A 14,239-nucleotide genomic window follows, 5' to 3' on the forward strand; every position below is an offset into this window, starting at 1 on the left:
AGCTGCTGAATGCCAATTGCGCATCTATTTCACTTGATGATTGGCATCTAAACGTACTTTATAAGGTACACTGCCAATGAAGACCATCAAGAAACTACCGGCCATTTTTTACCGTTCATCATCCGGTCAAGAACCGGTTCGTGAATGGTTGAAAACCATGAATCAAGCAGAGAAAAAAACCATTGGCGAAGATATTGCCTATGTTCAATTTAAGTGGCCGATTGGAAAGCCAAGAGTGGACTATTTGAGAGATTCGGTTTGGGAAGTCCGTAGTCGGCTTGACAACCGGATCGCACGAGTTTTGTTTGCAGTCGATTTTTCTCAAATGATTTTGCTTCATGGGTTTATTAAAAAAACACAACAAACTCCAAATTCAGATATTGATTTAGCCATCAAACGATTGAAAGAATGGAAGCATGAGCACAAAACCCAAAACCAATAAACACATGGGCAGTAACTTTGATGATTTCTTGATTGAAGAAGGCATCTACGAGGAAGTGCAAGCTCGTGCGTTGAAACGCGTTTTGGTTGAGCAATTGAGCGACGCCATGCAAAGCGGCAATTTGAGCAAGGTGGTGATGGCGCAACGCATGGTCACCAGCCGCTCTCAACTTGACCGGGTGCTGGACCCAGACAATTTATCGATTCAACTGGATACGTTGTTCAAAGCGGCTAGGGCTGTCGGAAAGACTGTTGAGATCCGATTGACATAAATTCATTTATCAGCAACTCGGCCAAGTGCGCCCTTATGGACTGCCATTTCTTGAGCACATCCTCACACAGCAGATTCCCTGGCTACATGGAATTCGTCGGTAAGTGCTACTTCCTGCCTTTCCGAGACCCACTTCCCCCGTGAAGCCCTGTTTGCAGGGATGCTTGCCGGCTTGCCTGAAGCAGACTGGCTGGGTAACATGTAACCAGTCCTCGCCCATCCATGAAAGGCATTTCAATGGCCACCACCAACCCCTCTGCGCTGAAAGTGGCACGCGCTCGTCAGAAGATGCGTGCGGCGGGTCTGCGGCCGGTGCAATTTTGGGTGCCCGACACCCGTGCTGAAAGCTTTGCTGCCGATATTCGCCAGCAATGCCTGGCCCTGAAAGCCGACCCCGCAGAGGCAGATGTGCTGCACCTGACCACTGAAGCGGCCGCGCAAGTTCAAGGCTGGGTATGACGCTTCGCGGCGACTTGGTCGCCATTTCCTTGCCCGGCGACTACGGCAAACCTCGCCCAGCGTTGGTGATTGGCGTGATTTAAACCGCCCGCCGTATCCAAAATCGGCACATCCAATTGCAGTGCCGCGAAAAATGCTTTCACAGAAGTCAGGCTCAAGCGTCGATGTCTCCAGGTTGGTTTCGGGATGATGCTGTTGGTTCTTGAGTGGCGGTCTCGCCGAATCAAAGTTGTATTCAACCCCCATCAAACCAAGTTTCACTAGGCTTGTTTCCCCTTTAGACAAGGGAAATATCTTGACCTATGGAAACGTAAATGTTACCTTTGATTGTTTTTCAAATTCAGGAACTGCTTCTAGAAGACGACACCAGCCCCTTTGGAAATTGGTTCCAAAGGCTTGACCCCGTCTCTGGCGTCAGGGTGCAAGTGGCCTTGGCGCGAATAGAGCAGGGAAATTTAGCCAGCATCAAGTGGTTTGAAGGCATTGGTGAAATCAAAATTCATTGGGGGCCAGGGTTGCGCATCTATGTGGCAAAGATGGAAATGCACATCATCTTGCTATTGGGTGCAGGCACAAAAGGCACGCAAGACAAGGACATCAAGCTGGCCCTTCACCGATGGCAGCAGTTCAAAAAACGCAAATCAGGCAAAGGAAACCAGACATGGCGTTGACCAAAGATTTCAAACAAACGGTGATGGTGCGAATTCAGAACGAGCCCGCCTATGCACATGCACTGTTGCAAGAGGCCACCACCTTGTTGTTGCAAGGCGAACCACAGACGGCCAAGTTGTTGCTGCGCGATCTCATCAACGCGACCATGGGCTTTGAACACTTGGCAGTTGATGTGCAAAAACCTGCAAAAAGTTTGCACCGGATGTTGTCGGGTCAGGGTAACCCCACCATGACCCATCTGTCGGCCATCTTGGCTGCTGTGGCTGTGTTCATGCAAGTGCAGGTTCAAACCAAAGTCATCCGCGCCTGATACCCGCCTTACCATCCCCCGCATGAACCAAACCACCAGCACCTTGGCCCAATTTGACGATGTCGGTGCGCGTCGCATCGAAGCGGTCTACCTCACGCCCGACGTGGTGGCGCAGCGTCAGCAGGTGTTGCAACGCATTGCGCCGCAAATGGGCGAGCGAATTTTGGACATCGGCTGCGGCCCCGGCCTCACCAGCCAAGCGCTGGGGGAGGCGGTGGGCGCGTCGGGCAGCGTGCTGGCGGTGGATATTGCAGAGCCCATGTTGGCGCTGGCCCGCAAGCGTTGCCAAGCCTTGCCCCACGTGCAGTTGGCCCATCTGGATGTGACGCAATTGCCCCAGCCCGATGCCAGCTTTGACATGGCGCTGGCCACGCAGGTGTACGAATACGTGCCGGACATCGCCCAAGCTTTGCAAGAACTGGCGCGGGTGTTGCGCCCTGGTGGCCGGGCCTTGTTGGTGGACACCGATTGGGAATCGGCGGTGTGGGCCAGCCGGGACGACACCCGTATGCGGAAGGTGTTGGACACCTGGAACCAGCACATCCCGTGGCCGCAGTTGCCGCGCAGTTTGATGCAAGCCTTGCAGCAAGCAGGCTTGAAAAACGTGCAAGTGGAGGTGATGCCTTTGCTGAACACCCGCTTTGACACCAACACCTACAGCGCGGGGATGTTGGAGGTGATGGGGGCTTTCGTGACTGGGCGCGATGGCCTCACAGCCGAAGACGTGGCTGCTTGGCAAGCCGATGTGCGCAGCATGGACCAGCACACCGGCTATTTCTTCAGCCTGAACCGCTATGTGTTTGTAGCCACGCGTTAAGCGTTGTTGAATTGCAGCGCCGCCAAGCTGGCGTACAAGCCGCCCTTGGCCATCAACGCGGCATGGTTGCCTTGCTCCACCAAGTGGCCGTGGTCCAACACCCAAATCACATCGGCTTGCTGAACCGTGGCCAGGCGATGCGCAATCACCAGGGTGGTGCGGCCTTGCATGGCGGTCTCCAGCGCGGCTTGCACCATGCGTTCGCTGTGCGCGTCCAAGGCGCTGGTGGCCTCGTCCAGCAGCAGCAACGGTGGGTTCTTCAACATGGCGCGGGCAATCGCAATCCGTTGCCGTTGGCCACCCGACAAGCGCACACCGCGTTCACCCAAAAAGGTGTCGTAGCCCTGCGGCAAATCAACAATGAATTCATCTGCAAACGCGGCTTTGGCAGCGGCCAACACCTCGTCATCCGTGGCGTCGGGGCGGCCATAGCGGATGTTGTCCATCGCGGTGCCCGAAAAAATCACCGGCTCTTGCGGCACGATGCCAATGCGTGAACGCAGGTCGTGCAAAGCCATGTCGTTGATGTTGACGCCGTCCAACAAAATTTGACCGGCTTGCGGGTCGTGAAAGCGCAGCAGCAAACCAAACAAAGTGGTTTTGCCAGCGCCACTGGGGCCCACAACGGCCACGGTTTGGCCGGGTTGAATGACGCCACTCAAGCCCGACAAAGCCAAGGTTTGCGGCCTTGAGGGGTAGTGGAAATCCAAGCCCTGCATGGCAACCGACGAGCCTTGCACTGGCCACGGTGCTTCTAAGGGCGCAGCAGGGGAACGGATGTCCGAGCGGGTGTGCAAGAGTTCCATGAGGCGCTCGGTGGCACCGGCGGCACGCAGCAAATCGCCATACACCTCTCCCAGCACAGCAAAGGCACTGGCCAACAAAATCACATACACCACGGTTTGGCCCAATTCACCAGCGCTCATGGTGCCGTCGCGCACGGCCAACGTGCCTTGATACAAGCCCCACAGCAGCGCAGCACTGCTGGCCAAAATGATGAAACCCACCAAGGCCGAGCGGGCCCGGGCGCGGCGCAAAGAGGTGCTGACCGCTTGCTGGGTCGAGTCGGTGAAGCGCTGGGCTTCGCGGGTTTCGGCGGTGTAGCTTTGCACCACGGGGATGGCGTTCAACACCTCGGCGGCCATGGCACTGGCGTCGGCCACACGGTCTTGGCTGGCGCGTGACAACTTGCGCACCCGCCGCCCCAAGCTCATGCTGGGCCAGACCACCAGCACCAACAAGGCAATCACTTGCAGCATCAGCATCGGGTGGCTGTAAACCAGCATCAACAAAGCGCCCACGCCCATCACCAGATTGCGCAAACCCATGGACAGCGATGAGCCCACCACGGTTTGCACCAGCGTGGTGTCATTCGACAAGCGAGACAGCACTTCGCCGGATTGTGTGGTTTCAAAAAACGCCGGGCTTTGCTGCAGCACATGGCCGTACACCGCGTTGCGCACATCGGCCGTGATGCGTTCGCCCAGCCAAGTGACGGTGTAAAAGCGCAGTGACGAAAACACCGCAAGTGCCGCCGCCACCAAGAACAACTGGCCAAACTGCCCCGCCAAACGCGCACCGCTGTCCGGGCCGCTCAGGCCTTGGTCAATCAGCAGCCGCAATGCCAAGGGAAACGCCAAGGTGGTGCCCGCCGCCAACAGCAAAAACAAACCCGCCAAGGCGATGCGGCCTTTGTAGGGTTTGACGAAGGGCAGCAAGCCAGACAGGGATTGCGGGGAGGCGGTGGCAGGGGAGGGGGTGGTCATGGGATTCACAAGTGGGCTCATTGACTGAGCAAATCAATATAGGCCGCATAACTGTAAGTGCGGTTCTTTTTCAGGCCAGACAATTCTTTCACCATGCCTAACTCTTCCAACAACTTGATGGCAGCGCTGGCGGTTGGGAAAGTTGTTTCCAAAATTTTGCACACCCGATCGACGGTGAATCGGGGCATGGTGGGAAGCATCTCAAACAAGCGGTAACTGATGGCATTGGCTTTGGGATGGGCCAACAACCGCTTTCTGTCGTTGGTGACCAAACTGGCCACCGCGACAACCGCAGCTTCAGATTGCCTGGCAGAACTTTGCACAGCTTCCAAGAAAAATTGAACCCAAGCTTCCCAGTCGCCTTCGGTCCGAATGCACGACAAGCGCCGGTAGTACTCCGACTGGTGTTGTTTCAAAAAACCACTGAGGTACATCAAGGGCTCAGGCAAGAGTTGCCAATGCTCCAGCAAGATGGCAATGAGCAATCGGCCAATGCGGCCATTGCCATCCAAGTAGGGATGAATGGTTTCAAATTGGGCATGCACCAAGGCAATCCGAACAAGCACAGGCAGGTCTGGTTTATCTGCATGGATGTAGCGTTCCAGATCGGCCAACAAGCTTGGTACCTGATCCGCAGGCGGCGGCACAAACACGGCTGTGCCTGGGCGCGACCCGCCGATCCAGTTTTGAGATCGGCGCAACTCGCCGGGTTGTTTGCCTGTGCCACGCACCCCGTTGAGCAGCAAGCGATGGGCCTCACTCAGCATACGCACACTGATGGGCAAGCCGGTATCGCTGCGCAGTTGTTCTTGGGCCCAGTTAAAAGCCTGCAGGTAGTTGGTCACTTCTTCCACATCATCCGTGTTGGAAATGGCCAAACCAGCTTCCTCATCAAACAAGTCGATCAACGTCGCTTGAGTCCCTTCAATCTGGGATGTCAACAAGGCTTCTTTGCGGATGGCGCTGTAGAGCAACCATTCGACCGAGGGAACCAAACCCGCCACCGCTGAGAGGCGTTGCAAGGCCGTCAAGGCTTCTTCATTCAAACGTGCCCAGACGGCAGCATCGAGCGCAGGCTCGGCAGGGGGCAAGCCATGCGGAATAAATGCTTTGACAGGCTCACCTTGGGTGGTGGTGATGGCATAGGTGCCAGTGATGCGGGACATATGAAAGCAGGCTTTGATTCGATGCCGCCATATTAAAGAGTTTTTTAATACGCGTCAATCATTTTAAAGCTGACTTTAATTTGTAAAAACTGCCAGTATTGTCATGGTTTGTTGATTTCAAGGTGAACGGCTACTTGCATCACTAAGGGTATGGGCATGCCACCCGCTAAGATGCCCCATCCATGAACGGCTACGTATCAGACAAAACACCACAAACCGGTGCACACCCCCGTGGTGAGCTGGATCAGAACGTCTATCAGGCTGCCCAGCAAAAACAGCGGCAGCAACACATACACACCGATCCAAAACCCCGCCTGCCAGGTGTAGCGCGGCTCGGCAATCCGGTGGCCCATGACGGTTTCCAGTTTTTGGCGGCTGAACAGTTTTTTCAACATGTCCGAATGCTACCCAATTGGGGCCGCCCATGAAGCTGCAATGGGACGGCCACGACTTGGGCATCTGGGACGTGGCCCACGCCCAAGCCGCAGGCGCTTTGCAACAAGACTGGGCCTACGGCTCTACCCGCGTGGCCATGGGCTCTTCTGTGTTGCGTGGCGTGGTGCATGCCGATGGCGTGCCGGTGGCAATGGCGCAGTTCATCGTGCGCCGCTTTGGCCGCTGGGCAGGTTTTGCGCTGTGCTCGCGCGGCCCCATCTGGCTGCAAGCCTTGAGCGGCAACGACAAAGCCCGGGCTTACCAAGCCATGCGACAAAGCATTCCGCTGCCCGGCTTGCGCTTTTTGATGATCACGCCAGACGAGCCGCAAAGCCCCGAGCTGGGATTGCCGCATTTGCGCCGCATCATGACCGGTTTCGCCACCGTCATGCTGGATATCAGCCAGCCCATGGACGCGCTGCGCACCAACTTAGACCCCCGCTGGCGCAGCCCCTTGAGTGGTGCAGAAAAATCCGAGCTCAGCATCCACCGCATGGGCACCAACCCCGGGCAATACCGCTGGTTGTTGGACGCCGACATGCAACAACGGGTGACAAGGGGTTTTCAAGGCTACCCCGATATCTTTTTTGAACGCTATGCCGAATCGCGCAAGCAACCGTCGAAAAACATCTTGTCTGTCCGCGCAGACCTGGGCCGCGACCGGGTGGCTGCCATGATGTTCATGCTGCACGGAGAAGCCGCCACTTACCAAGTGGGTTGGACCTCAGAAGCTGGCCGCAACTTGCATGCACACCACCTGATTTTGTGGAAGAGCATCGAAGAGCTGAAAGAACGCGGCATCCGCCAACTGGATTTGGGCGGCGTCAACACCGGCCGCAGCGCTGGTATTGCACGCTTCAAAATGGCCACCGGTGGCGAAGTCAAAGTGCTGGCGGGCAGTTACTTGTTATGAGCCAACACCTGCTGCAAGTTGTGGATGTCAGCTGTGAGCGGGGCGGGCGCCCATTGTTCAAACCGGTCAGCTTTGCTTTGTCTGCTGGCACGGCGCTGCATTTAGAGGGCGACAACGGTGCTGGCAAAACCACCTTGCTACGTGCCCTCAGCGGCTTGTCTACCTTGGCCCAAGGGCGGGTGCATTGGTGTGGCGTTCCCGTGGTTGATCTGGCGTCTGGGTTCAAAAGCGAGTTGCTCTACCTCGGTCATGCATTGGGTTTGAAAGATGAGCTGTCGGCCTTTGAAAACGTTCAGCTCAGCGCCGCGATGGCCGGCCAAGCCTTGAGCCGCGACCAAACGCTGCACGCATTGGCTGTGCAAGGCTTGAAAAACCGCGCCCATTTGCCTTTGCGGGTTTTGTCACAAGGCCAGAAACGCCGTGTCGCATTGGCGCGTTTGCAACTCGCCCATGCCAAGCTGTGGCTGTTGGATGAACCTTTCGTGGCCTTGGACAGCGATGCAGTTCAGGCCTTGCAGTTGTTGTTGCAACAACATTTGGCAAAAGGTGGGGCCTTGATCTTCACCAGCCACCAAGCGGTGCAGTTGGGCGTGGATCTGCAAAGTCTGAGGTTGCAAGCATGAACATATTCTTCACTGTGGTGTTGCGCGACCTGCGTTTGGCCATGCGGCGCAAATCCGAAGTGCTGAGCGCCATGTTTTTCTTTGTGGTGGTGGCCGCATTGTTTCCATTGGCGATTGGCCCCGAGCCAGCCATGCTGCGTCAAATTGGCCCCGGCGTGTTGTGGGTTGGCGCACTTTTGGCCAGCATGTTGGCCTTGTCACGGTTGTTCGAAGTGGACCACCGCGATGGTGCCTTGGAACAAATGATCTTGTCCCCACATCCTCTGTGGCTGTTGGTACTAGGGAAAATAGCCGCTCATTGGCTTCTCTCTGGACTCCCCTTGGTAATATTGGCGCCTGTTTTGGGTTTGCAATTCGATTTGTCAGCAGAAGCATTGGCGCTCTTATCGCTCACCTTGCTGTTGGGTACGCCAGTGTTGTCGTGTATCGGCGCCATTGGTGCTGCTCTCACTTTAGGCGTGCGCGGTGGTGGTGTGTTGATTTCCTTGTTGGTGCTGCCATTGTTTGTCCCTGTGTTGGTATTTGGGGCTGGCGCCGTGCAAGCCCTGAACACGGGATTAGGAGCGCAAGCCCATATCTCGATTTTGCTGGCATTGTTGTTGCCAGCGCTTTTTTTCAGCCCTTGGGCATGCAGCGCTGCATTGCGCATCGCTTTGGAATGAGTTCATGACGATTCGCTGGTTCTATTACGCTGCACCCCAAACGTTTTATGGGTTGGCTGGCCGTTTATGGCCTTGGTTTGCGGCCTTGGCCACGGTGTTGGCCGCGGTAGGTTTGTGGATCGGTTTTGCCGTGGCACCAGCAGACGCCCAACAAGGCGAGGGCTACCGCATCATCTTTGTGCATGTGCCTGTCTCATGGATGTCCATGATCATCTACTTGGCCATGGCTTTTTGGAGCATTCTGGGTTTGACCTTCAACACCCGTTTGTCGGGAATGATGACCCGGGCTCTGGCCCCCACCGGCGCCATGTTCGCTTTTCTATCGCTCTGGACAGGCGCTTTGTGGGGCAAGCCGATGTGGGGCACTTGGTGGGTCTGGGATGCCCGCCTGACCTCCGAATTGATTTTGTTTTTTCTCTACTTGGGCTATATGGCGCTCACCTCGGCGATTGACGATGTGCGCCGCGCCGATCGTGCGGGTGCACTCATCGCCATCGTGGGTGCGATCAATGTGCCCATCATCTATTTTTCAGTGACCTGGTGGAACACCCTGCACCAAGGTGCATCGGTGTCGCTCACCCGTTCGCCCAGCATGGCCTCGCTCATGTTGTGGGGCATGCTGCTCATGGCCTTGGCCTGTTGGATCTACACGTTGGCGATTGTTTGTTACCGGGTGCGCTCACTCATCATTGAGCGCGAAAGACACGCCGATTGGGTGCAAGCGTTGCCCGAGGTTGCAGGAGTGAAGCCATGAGGTGGGAGAGTTGGGCCCAGTTTTGGGACATGGGTGGATATGGGCTTTATGTCTGGGGCAGCATGGGCATGACTGCGCTCTTTATCCTGCTTGAAATTTGGCAAGCCCGGGTCGCCCATCAACAAGCGTTGGCCTTGGCGGCCACAGAATCACAGGACAAGTCATGAACTGGACCCCGCGTCGCAAACGCTTTGCGCTCATTTTGGGTGGCTTGATGGTGCTGGCTGCGGCGGCGGCTTTTGTGCTGAACGCCTTCCAAAGCAACCTGGTGTTTTTCTTCACACCTTCGCAGGTGTTGAAGGGTGAGGCGCCTGTCAACAAAACCTTTCGCATCGGCGGCATGGTCAAAACCGGCAGCTTGCAGCGTGATGGCACCGAGGTCAGTTTTGTGGTGACCGACACCGCACAAGACATCACCGTACGCTATACCGGTTTGTTGCCCGATTTGTTCAAAGAAGGCAAGGGTGTGGTGGCGCAGGGCAAAATCAATGAACAAGGCGTCATGATGGCGGCCGAAGTGTTGGCCAAGCACGATGAGAACTACATGCCGCCTGAGGCGCAACATGCACTTGACCAAGCTGCCAAAGCGCGTGCAGCTCAATCCGCTCAACCCTGAAAGTCTGGCTCTTTATGATTCCTGAACTTGGTCAATTCTCTTTGGTGCTGGCCGCCGTGCTGTCCGTCTTGTTGGGCGTTTTGCCTTTGTGGGGCACGCTGCGTCCCAACCCCACTTTGCAAGCCTTGGCAAGACCACTGGCTTTGCTGCAATTTGTGCTGGTGGCCTTGTCATTTGCCTGCTTGGCTTATGCTTTTTTGAACAATGATTTCTCGGTCAAGTATGTGGCCAATCATTCCAACAGTTTGTTGCCCAAGCAGTATCAATTTGCAGCCGTGTGGGGTGGGCATGAAGGTTCGTTGCTGCTGTGGATGCTGATGCTCACCGGTTGGGCGGCAGCGGTTGCGCTGTTTTCACAAACCTTGCCTCTGGTGATGGTCGCTCGGGTGCTGGGTGTGATGGGCTTGATCACGGTTGGCTTCATGTTGTTCATCTTGTTCACGTCCAATCCGTTTGATCGGTTGTTTCCTGTCCCTGCTGACGGGCGCGACCTGAATCCTTTGCTGCAAGACCCTGGCCTGGTGATCCATCCGCCCATGCTCTACATGGGTTATGTCGGCATGTCGGTGGCATTTGCATTTGCCATTGCCGCCTTGTTGTCGGGCCGATTGGATGCCGCTTGGGCACGCTGGTCGCGTCCTTGGACGGTCATCGCCTGGGCCTTTCTCACTTTGGGCATCGGCTTGGGCTCGTGGTGGGCGTATTACGAGTTGGGCTGGGGCGGCTGGTGGTTCTGGGATCCGGTGGAAAACGCCTCACTCATGCCTTGGTTGGTGGGCACCGCGCTCATCCATTCCCTGATGGTCACTGAGAAGCGGGGCAGTTTCAAAGCCTGGACCGTGTTGTTGGCCATCGCGGCATTTTCCTTGTCCTTGTTGGGCACCTTCTTGGTTCGCTCTGGCGTGCTCACCTCGGTGCATGCGTTTGCCACCGATCCAACCCGTGGGGTGTTCATCTTGATTTTCTTGGCGATTGTGGTGGGCGCGTCGCTGACCTTGTTTGCTTGGCGTGCCCCGCAAGTCACCTTGGGTGGCAGCATGGGTGTTGTTTCGCGCGAGTCGTTCATGTTGCTCAACAGCGTGCTGCTGGTGGTGGCCACCGGTGCCGTGCTGCTGGGCACGCTCTACCCACTCGTTATTGACGCCTTGAATTTGGGCAAGCTGTCGGTTGGCCCACCGTATTTCAATTTGGTGTTTGCGCCTTTGATGGTGCCCTTGTTGTTCATTTTGGTGCCGGGCACGATTGCGCGTTGGCGCGAGGCCCATGTGTCCGAGATGTTTCAAGAGTTGCGCTGGGTCGGCGCAGCTTCGCTGCTGTTGGCCATCGGTTTGCCGTTTGTTTGGGGCCCCTGGTCCATAGGCACGGCATTGGGCGTCTTTTTGGGCATGTGGGTGGCTTTGGGCAGTTTGCACAACATGGTCAATCGGCTGCGCAAACCTGGTCGCATTGGCGGCTCCTTTTGGGGCCAACACCTGGCGCACTTTGGATTGGCCGTCGTGGTGCTGGGCATCACCGGCGTGAAGTCTTACGAGGTCGAGCGAGATGTGCGCATGGGCTTGGGTCAGACAGTGACGATTGAGCCCTACACCTTTCGATTGGTAGACATGGTGGACGTGAACGGCCCCAACTACAAAGCCACGCAAGCCCATGTTGAAGTTGTGAAAAACGACAAGGTCATCCACGTGCTCTACCCCGAAAAACGCCGCTATTTTTCAACGGCCATGCCGATGACCGAAGCGGCCATTCGCTCCAATTTCTTCGGTGACCTCTATGTGTCCTTGGGCGACCCGATCGCGGGAGACACGCCGAGTTGGAGCATGCGCGTCTATCACAAGCCCTTCGTGCCTTGGCTCTGGGTCGGTGTGTTGCTCATGGTCACGGGGGGCATGGTTGCGGCTTTGGACCGCCGTTACCGTCGCCGCGACATCAGTGCGCAATTGAAAACGGTGGGCGAGGCCATGTCCAACCCGGTTTGATGCCATGAAAAAATTCCTGATTCCGTTGGCGTTGTTCTTTGGCTTGGTGGCTTTTTTAGCGGTGGGCTTGAAGCGTGATCCGCGTGAAATTCCTTCGCCCTTGGTGGGCAAGCCAGCGCCTGCTTTCAGTTTGCCAACACTCACCGGTGACCAACCCTTTAGCCCCGCCGATTACAAAGGGCAGGTGTGGCTTTTCAATGTTTGGGCCACATGGTGCGTGGCTTGTCGCGAAGAGCATCCGTTGTTGGTCGAGTTTTCCAAAACTCAAAGTGTGCCCATCATCGGGTTGAGTTACAAAGAAGTTCAAGCGGCTGATCAAACCAATGGCCCCTTGAGCGATGACGCCAAACTGAGCTTGGCCCGCGAGCGCAGCCTGCGTTTTCTTCAGCGCCAGGGCGACCCTTACAAGTTGTCCGTCATGGACCTTGATGGCAGCGTGGGCATTGACTATGGCGTCTACGGCGTGCCTGAAACTTATGTGATCGACCGAGAAGGCATCATTCGTTACAAGCAGGTGGGGCCGGTCACACCCGAAATTTTGGAAACCAAATTGTTGCCCCTGATCCGACAATTGGAGAAATCATGAAGCGCTGGTTCATCATCTTGGCCCTGTGCAGCAGCGCAGTTTGGGCGGGCGAGGCCCCACCCAGGGCTGAAGACCCCCAAGTGGAAGCCAGACTGGTGGTGTTGGCCGAGGAGTTGCGCTGCTTGGTTTGTCAAAACGAATCCCTGGCATCCTCCAACGCTGAATTGGCCGAAGACTTGCGACGCGAGGTGCGCAAACTCATTCGCCAAGGCATGACGGATGCTGAAATCAAAACCTACTTGGTTGAGCGCTATGGTGATTTCGTGCTGTACCGACCAGATGTGAAACCGCTGACTTGGCCACTCTGGTTCGGCCCGTTTGTCATCTTGATTTTGGCCGTCTGGGGTTTGTGGCGCTATTTGCGACATCGCAAGGCGCTTGTTCACCAACGCATGAGCGACGCTGACAATGCTCAAGCTGAATCGTTGCTCAAGGAATAAATGAACGCCGTCCAAATTTTTCTGCTGTTGGCCTTGGTCCTCACCTTGGTGGTCTTGGCTGTGTTGTGGCGGGTGCTGTGGCAAGCCACGCGACCCGTGGCGCAAAGTCAAGAACGCGAACAAGTCCTGTCGCATGTGGCTGTGTACCGTGAACAACTGGCCGAGCTCGAGCGTGAGTTGGCCCAAGGCAGCTTGGATCAAGCAGGTTTTGATTTGTCGCACCAAGAGCTGACCCAACGTTTGTTGGAGGATGCTCCGCCACCTCAATCATCCGCAGCTCCAACGCCCGCAACCAACAAGCGCCCCAAGCTGTTGTTGGCTGGCATCGCTGTACTGATTCCCCTCATGGCATTCAGCGCGTATTTCTTGGTGGGCACACCCATGGCCTTGGATCCGCAGCTGTCGGCTCAAGCCCATGGCGACGAGCAACTCACGCCCGAACGTTTGGCCAGCATGGCCGATCAACTCGCTGAACGCTTGCAAAACGAGCCCAACAATGCCGAAGGCTGGGTGATGTTGGGTCGCATTCAACGCGCTTTGGCGCGTTATGACGAGGCAGATTTGGCATTGCAAAAATCGCTGGCGCTGGCCCGCAATGACGATGTTTTGATCGAGCGTGCCGAAGTGCTGGCGCAAAAAAACAATGGCAGTTTCAAAGGCGAGCCTTGGGCCATCATCAACACGGTGCTGAAAGCCGACCCCAACCATGGCAACGCTTTGTTGCTGGCGGGCAGCGCTGCATTCTCCGAGGGTCGCTTCAAAGAGGCTTTGGCTTATTGGGAAAGAGTCAAGGCGAGTTTGCCGCCTGCTTCACCCGATGCAGCTGCCTTGGCCGAGGCCATTGATCAAGCCCGTGAACGCCTTGGGATGCCGCCCTTGTCACCCGCGACCAACATGGCCAATGCGCCAGCCAGTGCGGGTGTCTTGACCGCCAAACCAGCCTCAGACGGCACCGAAAGAATCACCGGTCGGGTCAGCATCGACCCGGCTTTGGCCGCCCAAGTGTCGCCGCAAGACATCGTGTTCATTTATGCCAATGCCGCAGAAGGTCCGCGCATGCCCTTGGCCATCATCCGCACCACGGTGGACAAACTGCCTTACGACTTTGTGCTCGACGACAGCTTGGCGATGAATCCGCAAATGAAGCTGTCTCAGGTCACCTCGGTGATGGTCCGCGCGCGCATTTCCAAAACAGGCAATGCCATGCCCCAGCCTGGCGACTTTGGCGCCAGTGTCGGGCCAGTCACACCCGGCAGCGCTGATGAATTAAAACTTAATATCTCTAAAGCGTTTCAATAATTGATAAGATCGGCACCCACTTCAAGGATTGGG

General features: G+C 56.3%; 20 protein-coding genes. 16 read left to right on the forward strand and 4 right to left on the reverse strand.

All coding sequences use genetic code 11. The features are described from left to right. Positions 1-76 precede the first annotated feature (76 nt). From AC8GFP_RS07790 to AC8GFP_RS07800, 3 genes are all read left to right on the forward strand, one after another. Positions 77-442 carry a type II toxin-antitoxin system RelE/ParE family toxin gene (locus AC8GFP_RS07790; RefSeq protein WP_506611914.1) on the forward strand — a complete coding sequence of 122 codons (366 nt, stop codon included), beginning with the start codon at positions 77-79 and terminating at the stop codon, positions 440-442. Beyond that, complete coding sequence (locus AC8GFP_RS07795) at positions 417-713, forward strand: Fis family transcriptional regulator (protein WP_506611916.1); 297 nt, start codon at positions 417-419, stop codon at positions 711-713. The genes AC8GFP_RS07790 and AC8GFP_RS07795 overlap by 26 nt, the downstream gene beginning before the upstream one ends. Positions 714-934: 221 nt before the next feature. Beyond that, positions 935-1,171 (forward strand): antitoxin MazE family protein, encoded by a 237-nt coding sequence (locus AC8GFP_RS07800; RefSeq protein WP_506611918.1) that lies wholly within the window; start codon positions 935-937, stop codon positions 1,169-1,171. Here AC8GFP_RS07800 and AC8GFP_RS07805 read toward each other — a convergent pair. Next, entirely contained in the window at positions 1,156-1,329 is a 174-nt protein-coding gene (locus tag AC8GFP_RS07805) for a hypothetical protein (protein ID WP_506611920.1), read from the reverse strand. The genes AC8GFP_RS07800 and AC8GFP_RS07805 overlap by 16 nt on opposite strands. 156 nt (positions 1,330-1,485) lie before the next feature. On the opposite strand from AC8GFP_RS07805, the gene AC8GFP_RS07810 reads away from it, so the two are divergent. From AC8GFP_RS07810 to AC8GFP_RS07820, 3 genes are read left to right on the forward strand one after another with little or no spacing between them, the layout of a single operon-like run. Beyond that, positions 1,486-1,842 carry a type II toxin-antitoxin system RelE/ParE family toxin gene (locus AC8GFP_RS07810; protein WP_506611922.1) on the forward strand — a complete coding sequence of 119 codons (357 nt, stop codon included), beginning with the start codon at positions 1,486-1,488 and terminating at the stop codon, positions 1,840-1,842. After that, a complete protein-coding gene (locus tag AC8GFP_RS07815) occupies positions 1,833-2,153 on the forward strand; it encodes a helix-turn-helix domain-containing transcriptional regulator (RefSeq protein WP_506611924.1) in 321 nt (106 codons plus the stop codon). The genes AC8GFP_RS07810 and AC8GFP_RS07815 overlap by 10 nt, the downstream gene beginning before the upstream one ends. A 22-nt stretch (positions 2,154-2,175) precedes the next feature. Continuing rightward, positions 2,176-2,970, forward strand: coding sequence for a methyltransferase domain-containing protein (locus tag AC8GFP_RS07820; RefSeq protein ID WP_506611926.1), 795 nt, complete (start codon positions 2,176-2,178; stop codon positions 2,968-2,970). Here the strand turns inward: AC8GFP_RS07820 and AC8GFP_RS07825 are convergent. From AC8GFP_RS07825 to AC8GFP_RS07835, 3 genes are all read right to left on the reverse strand, one after another. Then, positions 2,967-4,736 (reverse strand): ABC transporter transmembrane domain-containing protein, encoded by a 1,770-nt coding sequence (locus tag AC8GFP_RS07825; RefSeq protein ID WP_506611928.1) that lies wholly within the window; start codon positions 4,734-4,736, stop codon positions 2,967-2,969. The two genes, AC8GFP_RS07820 and AC8GFP_RS07825, sit on opposite strands and share 4 nt — an antisense overlap. Positions 4,737-4,753: 17 nt before the next feature. Further along, positions 4,754-5,902 (reverse strand): Fic family protein, encoded by a 1,149-nt coding sequence (locus AC8GFP_RS07830; protein WP_506611930.1) that lies wholly within the window; start codon positions 5,900-5,902, stop codon positions 4,754-4,756. A gap of 197 nt (positions 5,903-6,099) precedes the next feature. Continuing rightward, complete coding sequence (locus AC8GFP_RS07835) at positions 6,100-6,297, reverse strand: hypothetical protein (RefSeq protein ID WP_506611932.1); 198 nt, start codon at positions 6,295-6,297, stop codon at positions 6,100-6,102. A 29-nt stretch (positions 6,298-6,326) separates the two neighbouring features. Here AC8GFP_RS07835 and AC8GFP_RS07840 point away from each other — a divergent pair, with 29 nt between their 5' ends. From AC8GFP_RS07840 to ccmI, 10 genes are read left to right on the forward strand one after another with little or no spacing between them, the layout of a single operon-like run. Beyond that, the gene (locus AC8GFP_RS07840; RefSeq protein WP_506611934.1) at positions 6,327-7,250 is read left to right on the forward strand and encodes a GNAT family N-acetyltransferase; all 924 of its coding nucleotides are present in this window, start codon (positions 6,327-6,329) and stop codon (positions 7,248-7,250) included. Next, entirely contained in the window at positions 7,247-7,873 is a 627-nt protein-coding gene (gene ccmA / locus AC8GFP_RS07845; RefSeq protein WP_506611936.1) for a cytochrome c biogenesis heme-transporting ATPase CcmA, read from the forward strand. Before AC8GFP_RS07840 ends, ccmA begins: the two co-directional genes overlap by 4 nt. Continuing rightward, positions 7,870-8,535 (forward strand): heme exporter protein CcmB, encoded by a 666-nt coding sequence (gene ccmB / locus AC8GFP_RS07850; RefSeq protein ID WP_506611938.1) that lies wholly within the window; start codon positions 7,870-7,872, stop codon positions 8,533-8,535. Before ccmA ends, ccmB begins: the two co-directional genes overlap by 4 nt. Positions 8,536-8,539: 4 nt before the next feature. After that, positions 8,540-9,289, forward strand: a complete 750-nt coding sequence (ccmC, locus tag AC8GFP_RS07855; protein ID WP_506611940.1) for a heme ABC transporter permease CcmC — start codon at positions 8,540-8,542, stop codon at positions 9,287-9,289. Beyond that, positions 9,286-9,456 carry a heme exporter protein CcmD gene (gene ccmD / locus AC8GFP_RS07860; RefSeq protein WP_506611942.1) on the forward strand — a complete coding sequence of 57 codons (171 nt, stop codon included), beginning with the start codon at positions 9,286-9,288 and terminating at the stop codon, positions 9,454-9,456. Before ccmC ends, ccmD begins: the two co-directional genes overlap by 4 nt. Beyond that, positions 9,453-9,905, forward strand: a complete 453-nt coding sequence (gene ccmE / locus AC8GFP_RS07865) for a cytochrome c maturation protein CcmE (protein ID WP_506611944.1) — start codon at positions 9,453-9,455, stop codon at positions 9,903-9,905. Before ccmD ends, ccmE begins: the two co-directional genes overlap by 4 nt. Before the next feature lie 14 nt (positions 9,906-9,919). After that, entirely contained in the window at positions 9,920-11,881 is a 1,962-nt protein-coding gene (locus AC8GFP_RS07870; RefSeq protein ID WP_506611946.1) for a heme lyase CcmF/NrfE family subunit, read from the forward strand. A 4-nt stretch (positions 11,882-11,885) separates the two neighbouring features. Next, a complete protein-coding gene (locus tag AC8GFP_RS07875) occupies positions 11,886-12,467 on the forward strand; it encodes a DsbE family thiol:disulfide interchange protein (RefSeq protein ID WP_506611948.1) in 582 nt (193 codons plus the stop codon). Next, a complete protein-coding gene (locus AC8GFP_RS07880; protein ID WP_506611950.1) occupies positions 12,464-12,907 on the forward strand; it encodes a cytochrome c-type biogenesis protein in 444 nt (147 codons plus the stop codon). Before AC8GFP_RS07875 ends, AC8GFP_RS07880 begins: the two co-directional genes overlap by 4 nt. Continuing rightward, on the forward strand, positions 12,908-14,206 hold the full coding sequence (ccmI, locus tag AC8GFP_RS07885) for a c-type cytochrome biogenesis protein CcmI (protein ID WP_506611952.1): 1,299 nt from the start codon (positions 12,908-12,910) through the stop codon (positions 14,204-14,206). Positions 14,207-14,239: the final 33 nt, after the last annotated feature.

It is taken from the genome of Limnohabitans simekii (SeqCode), assembly GCF_965234735.1.
Taxonomy (GTDB): Bacteria; Pseudomonadota; Gammaproteobacteria; order Burkholderiales; family Burkholderiaceae_C; genus Limnohabitans; species Limnohabitans simekii.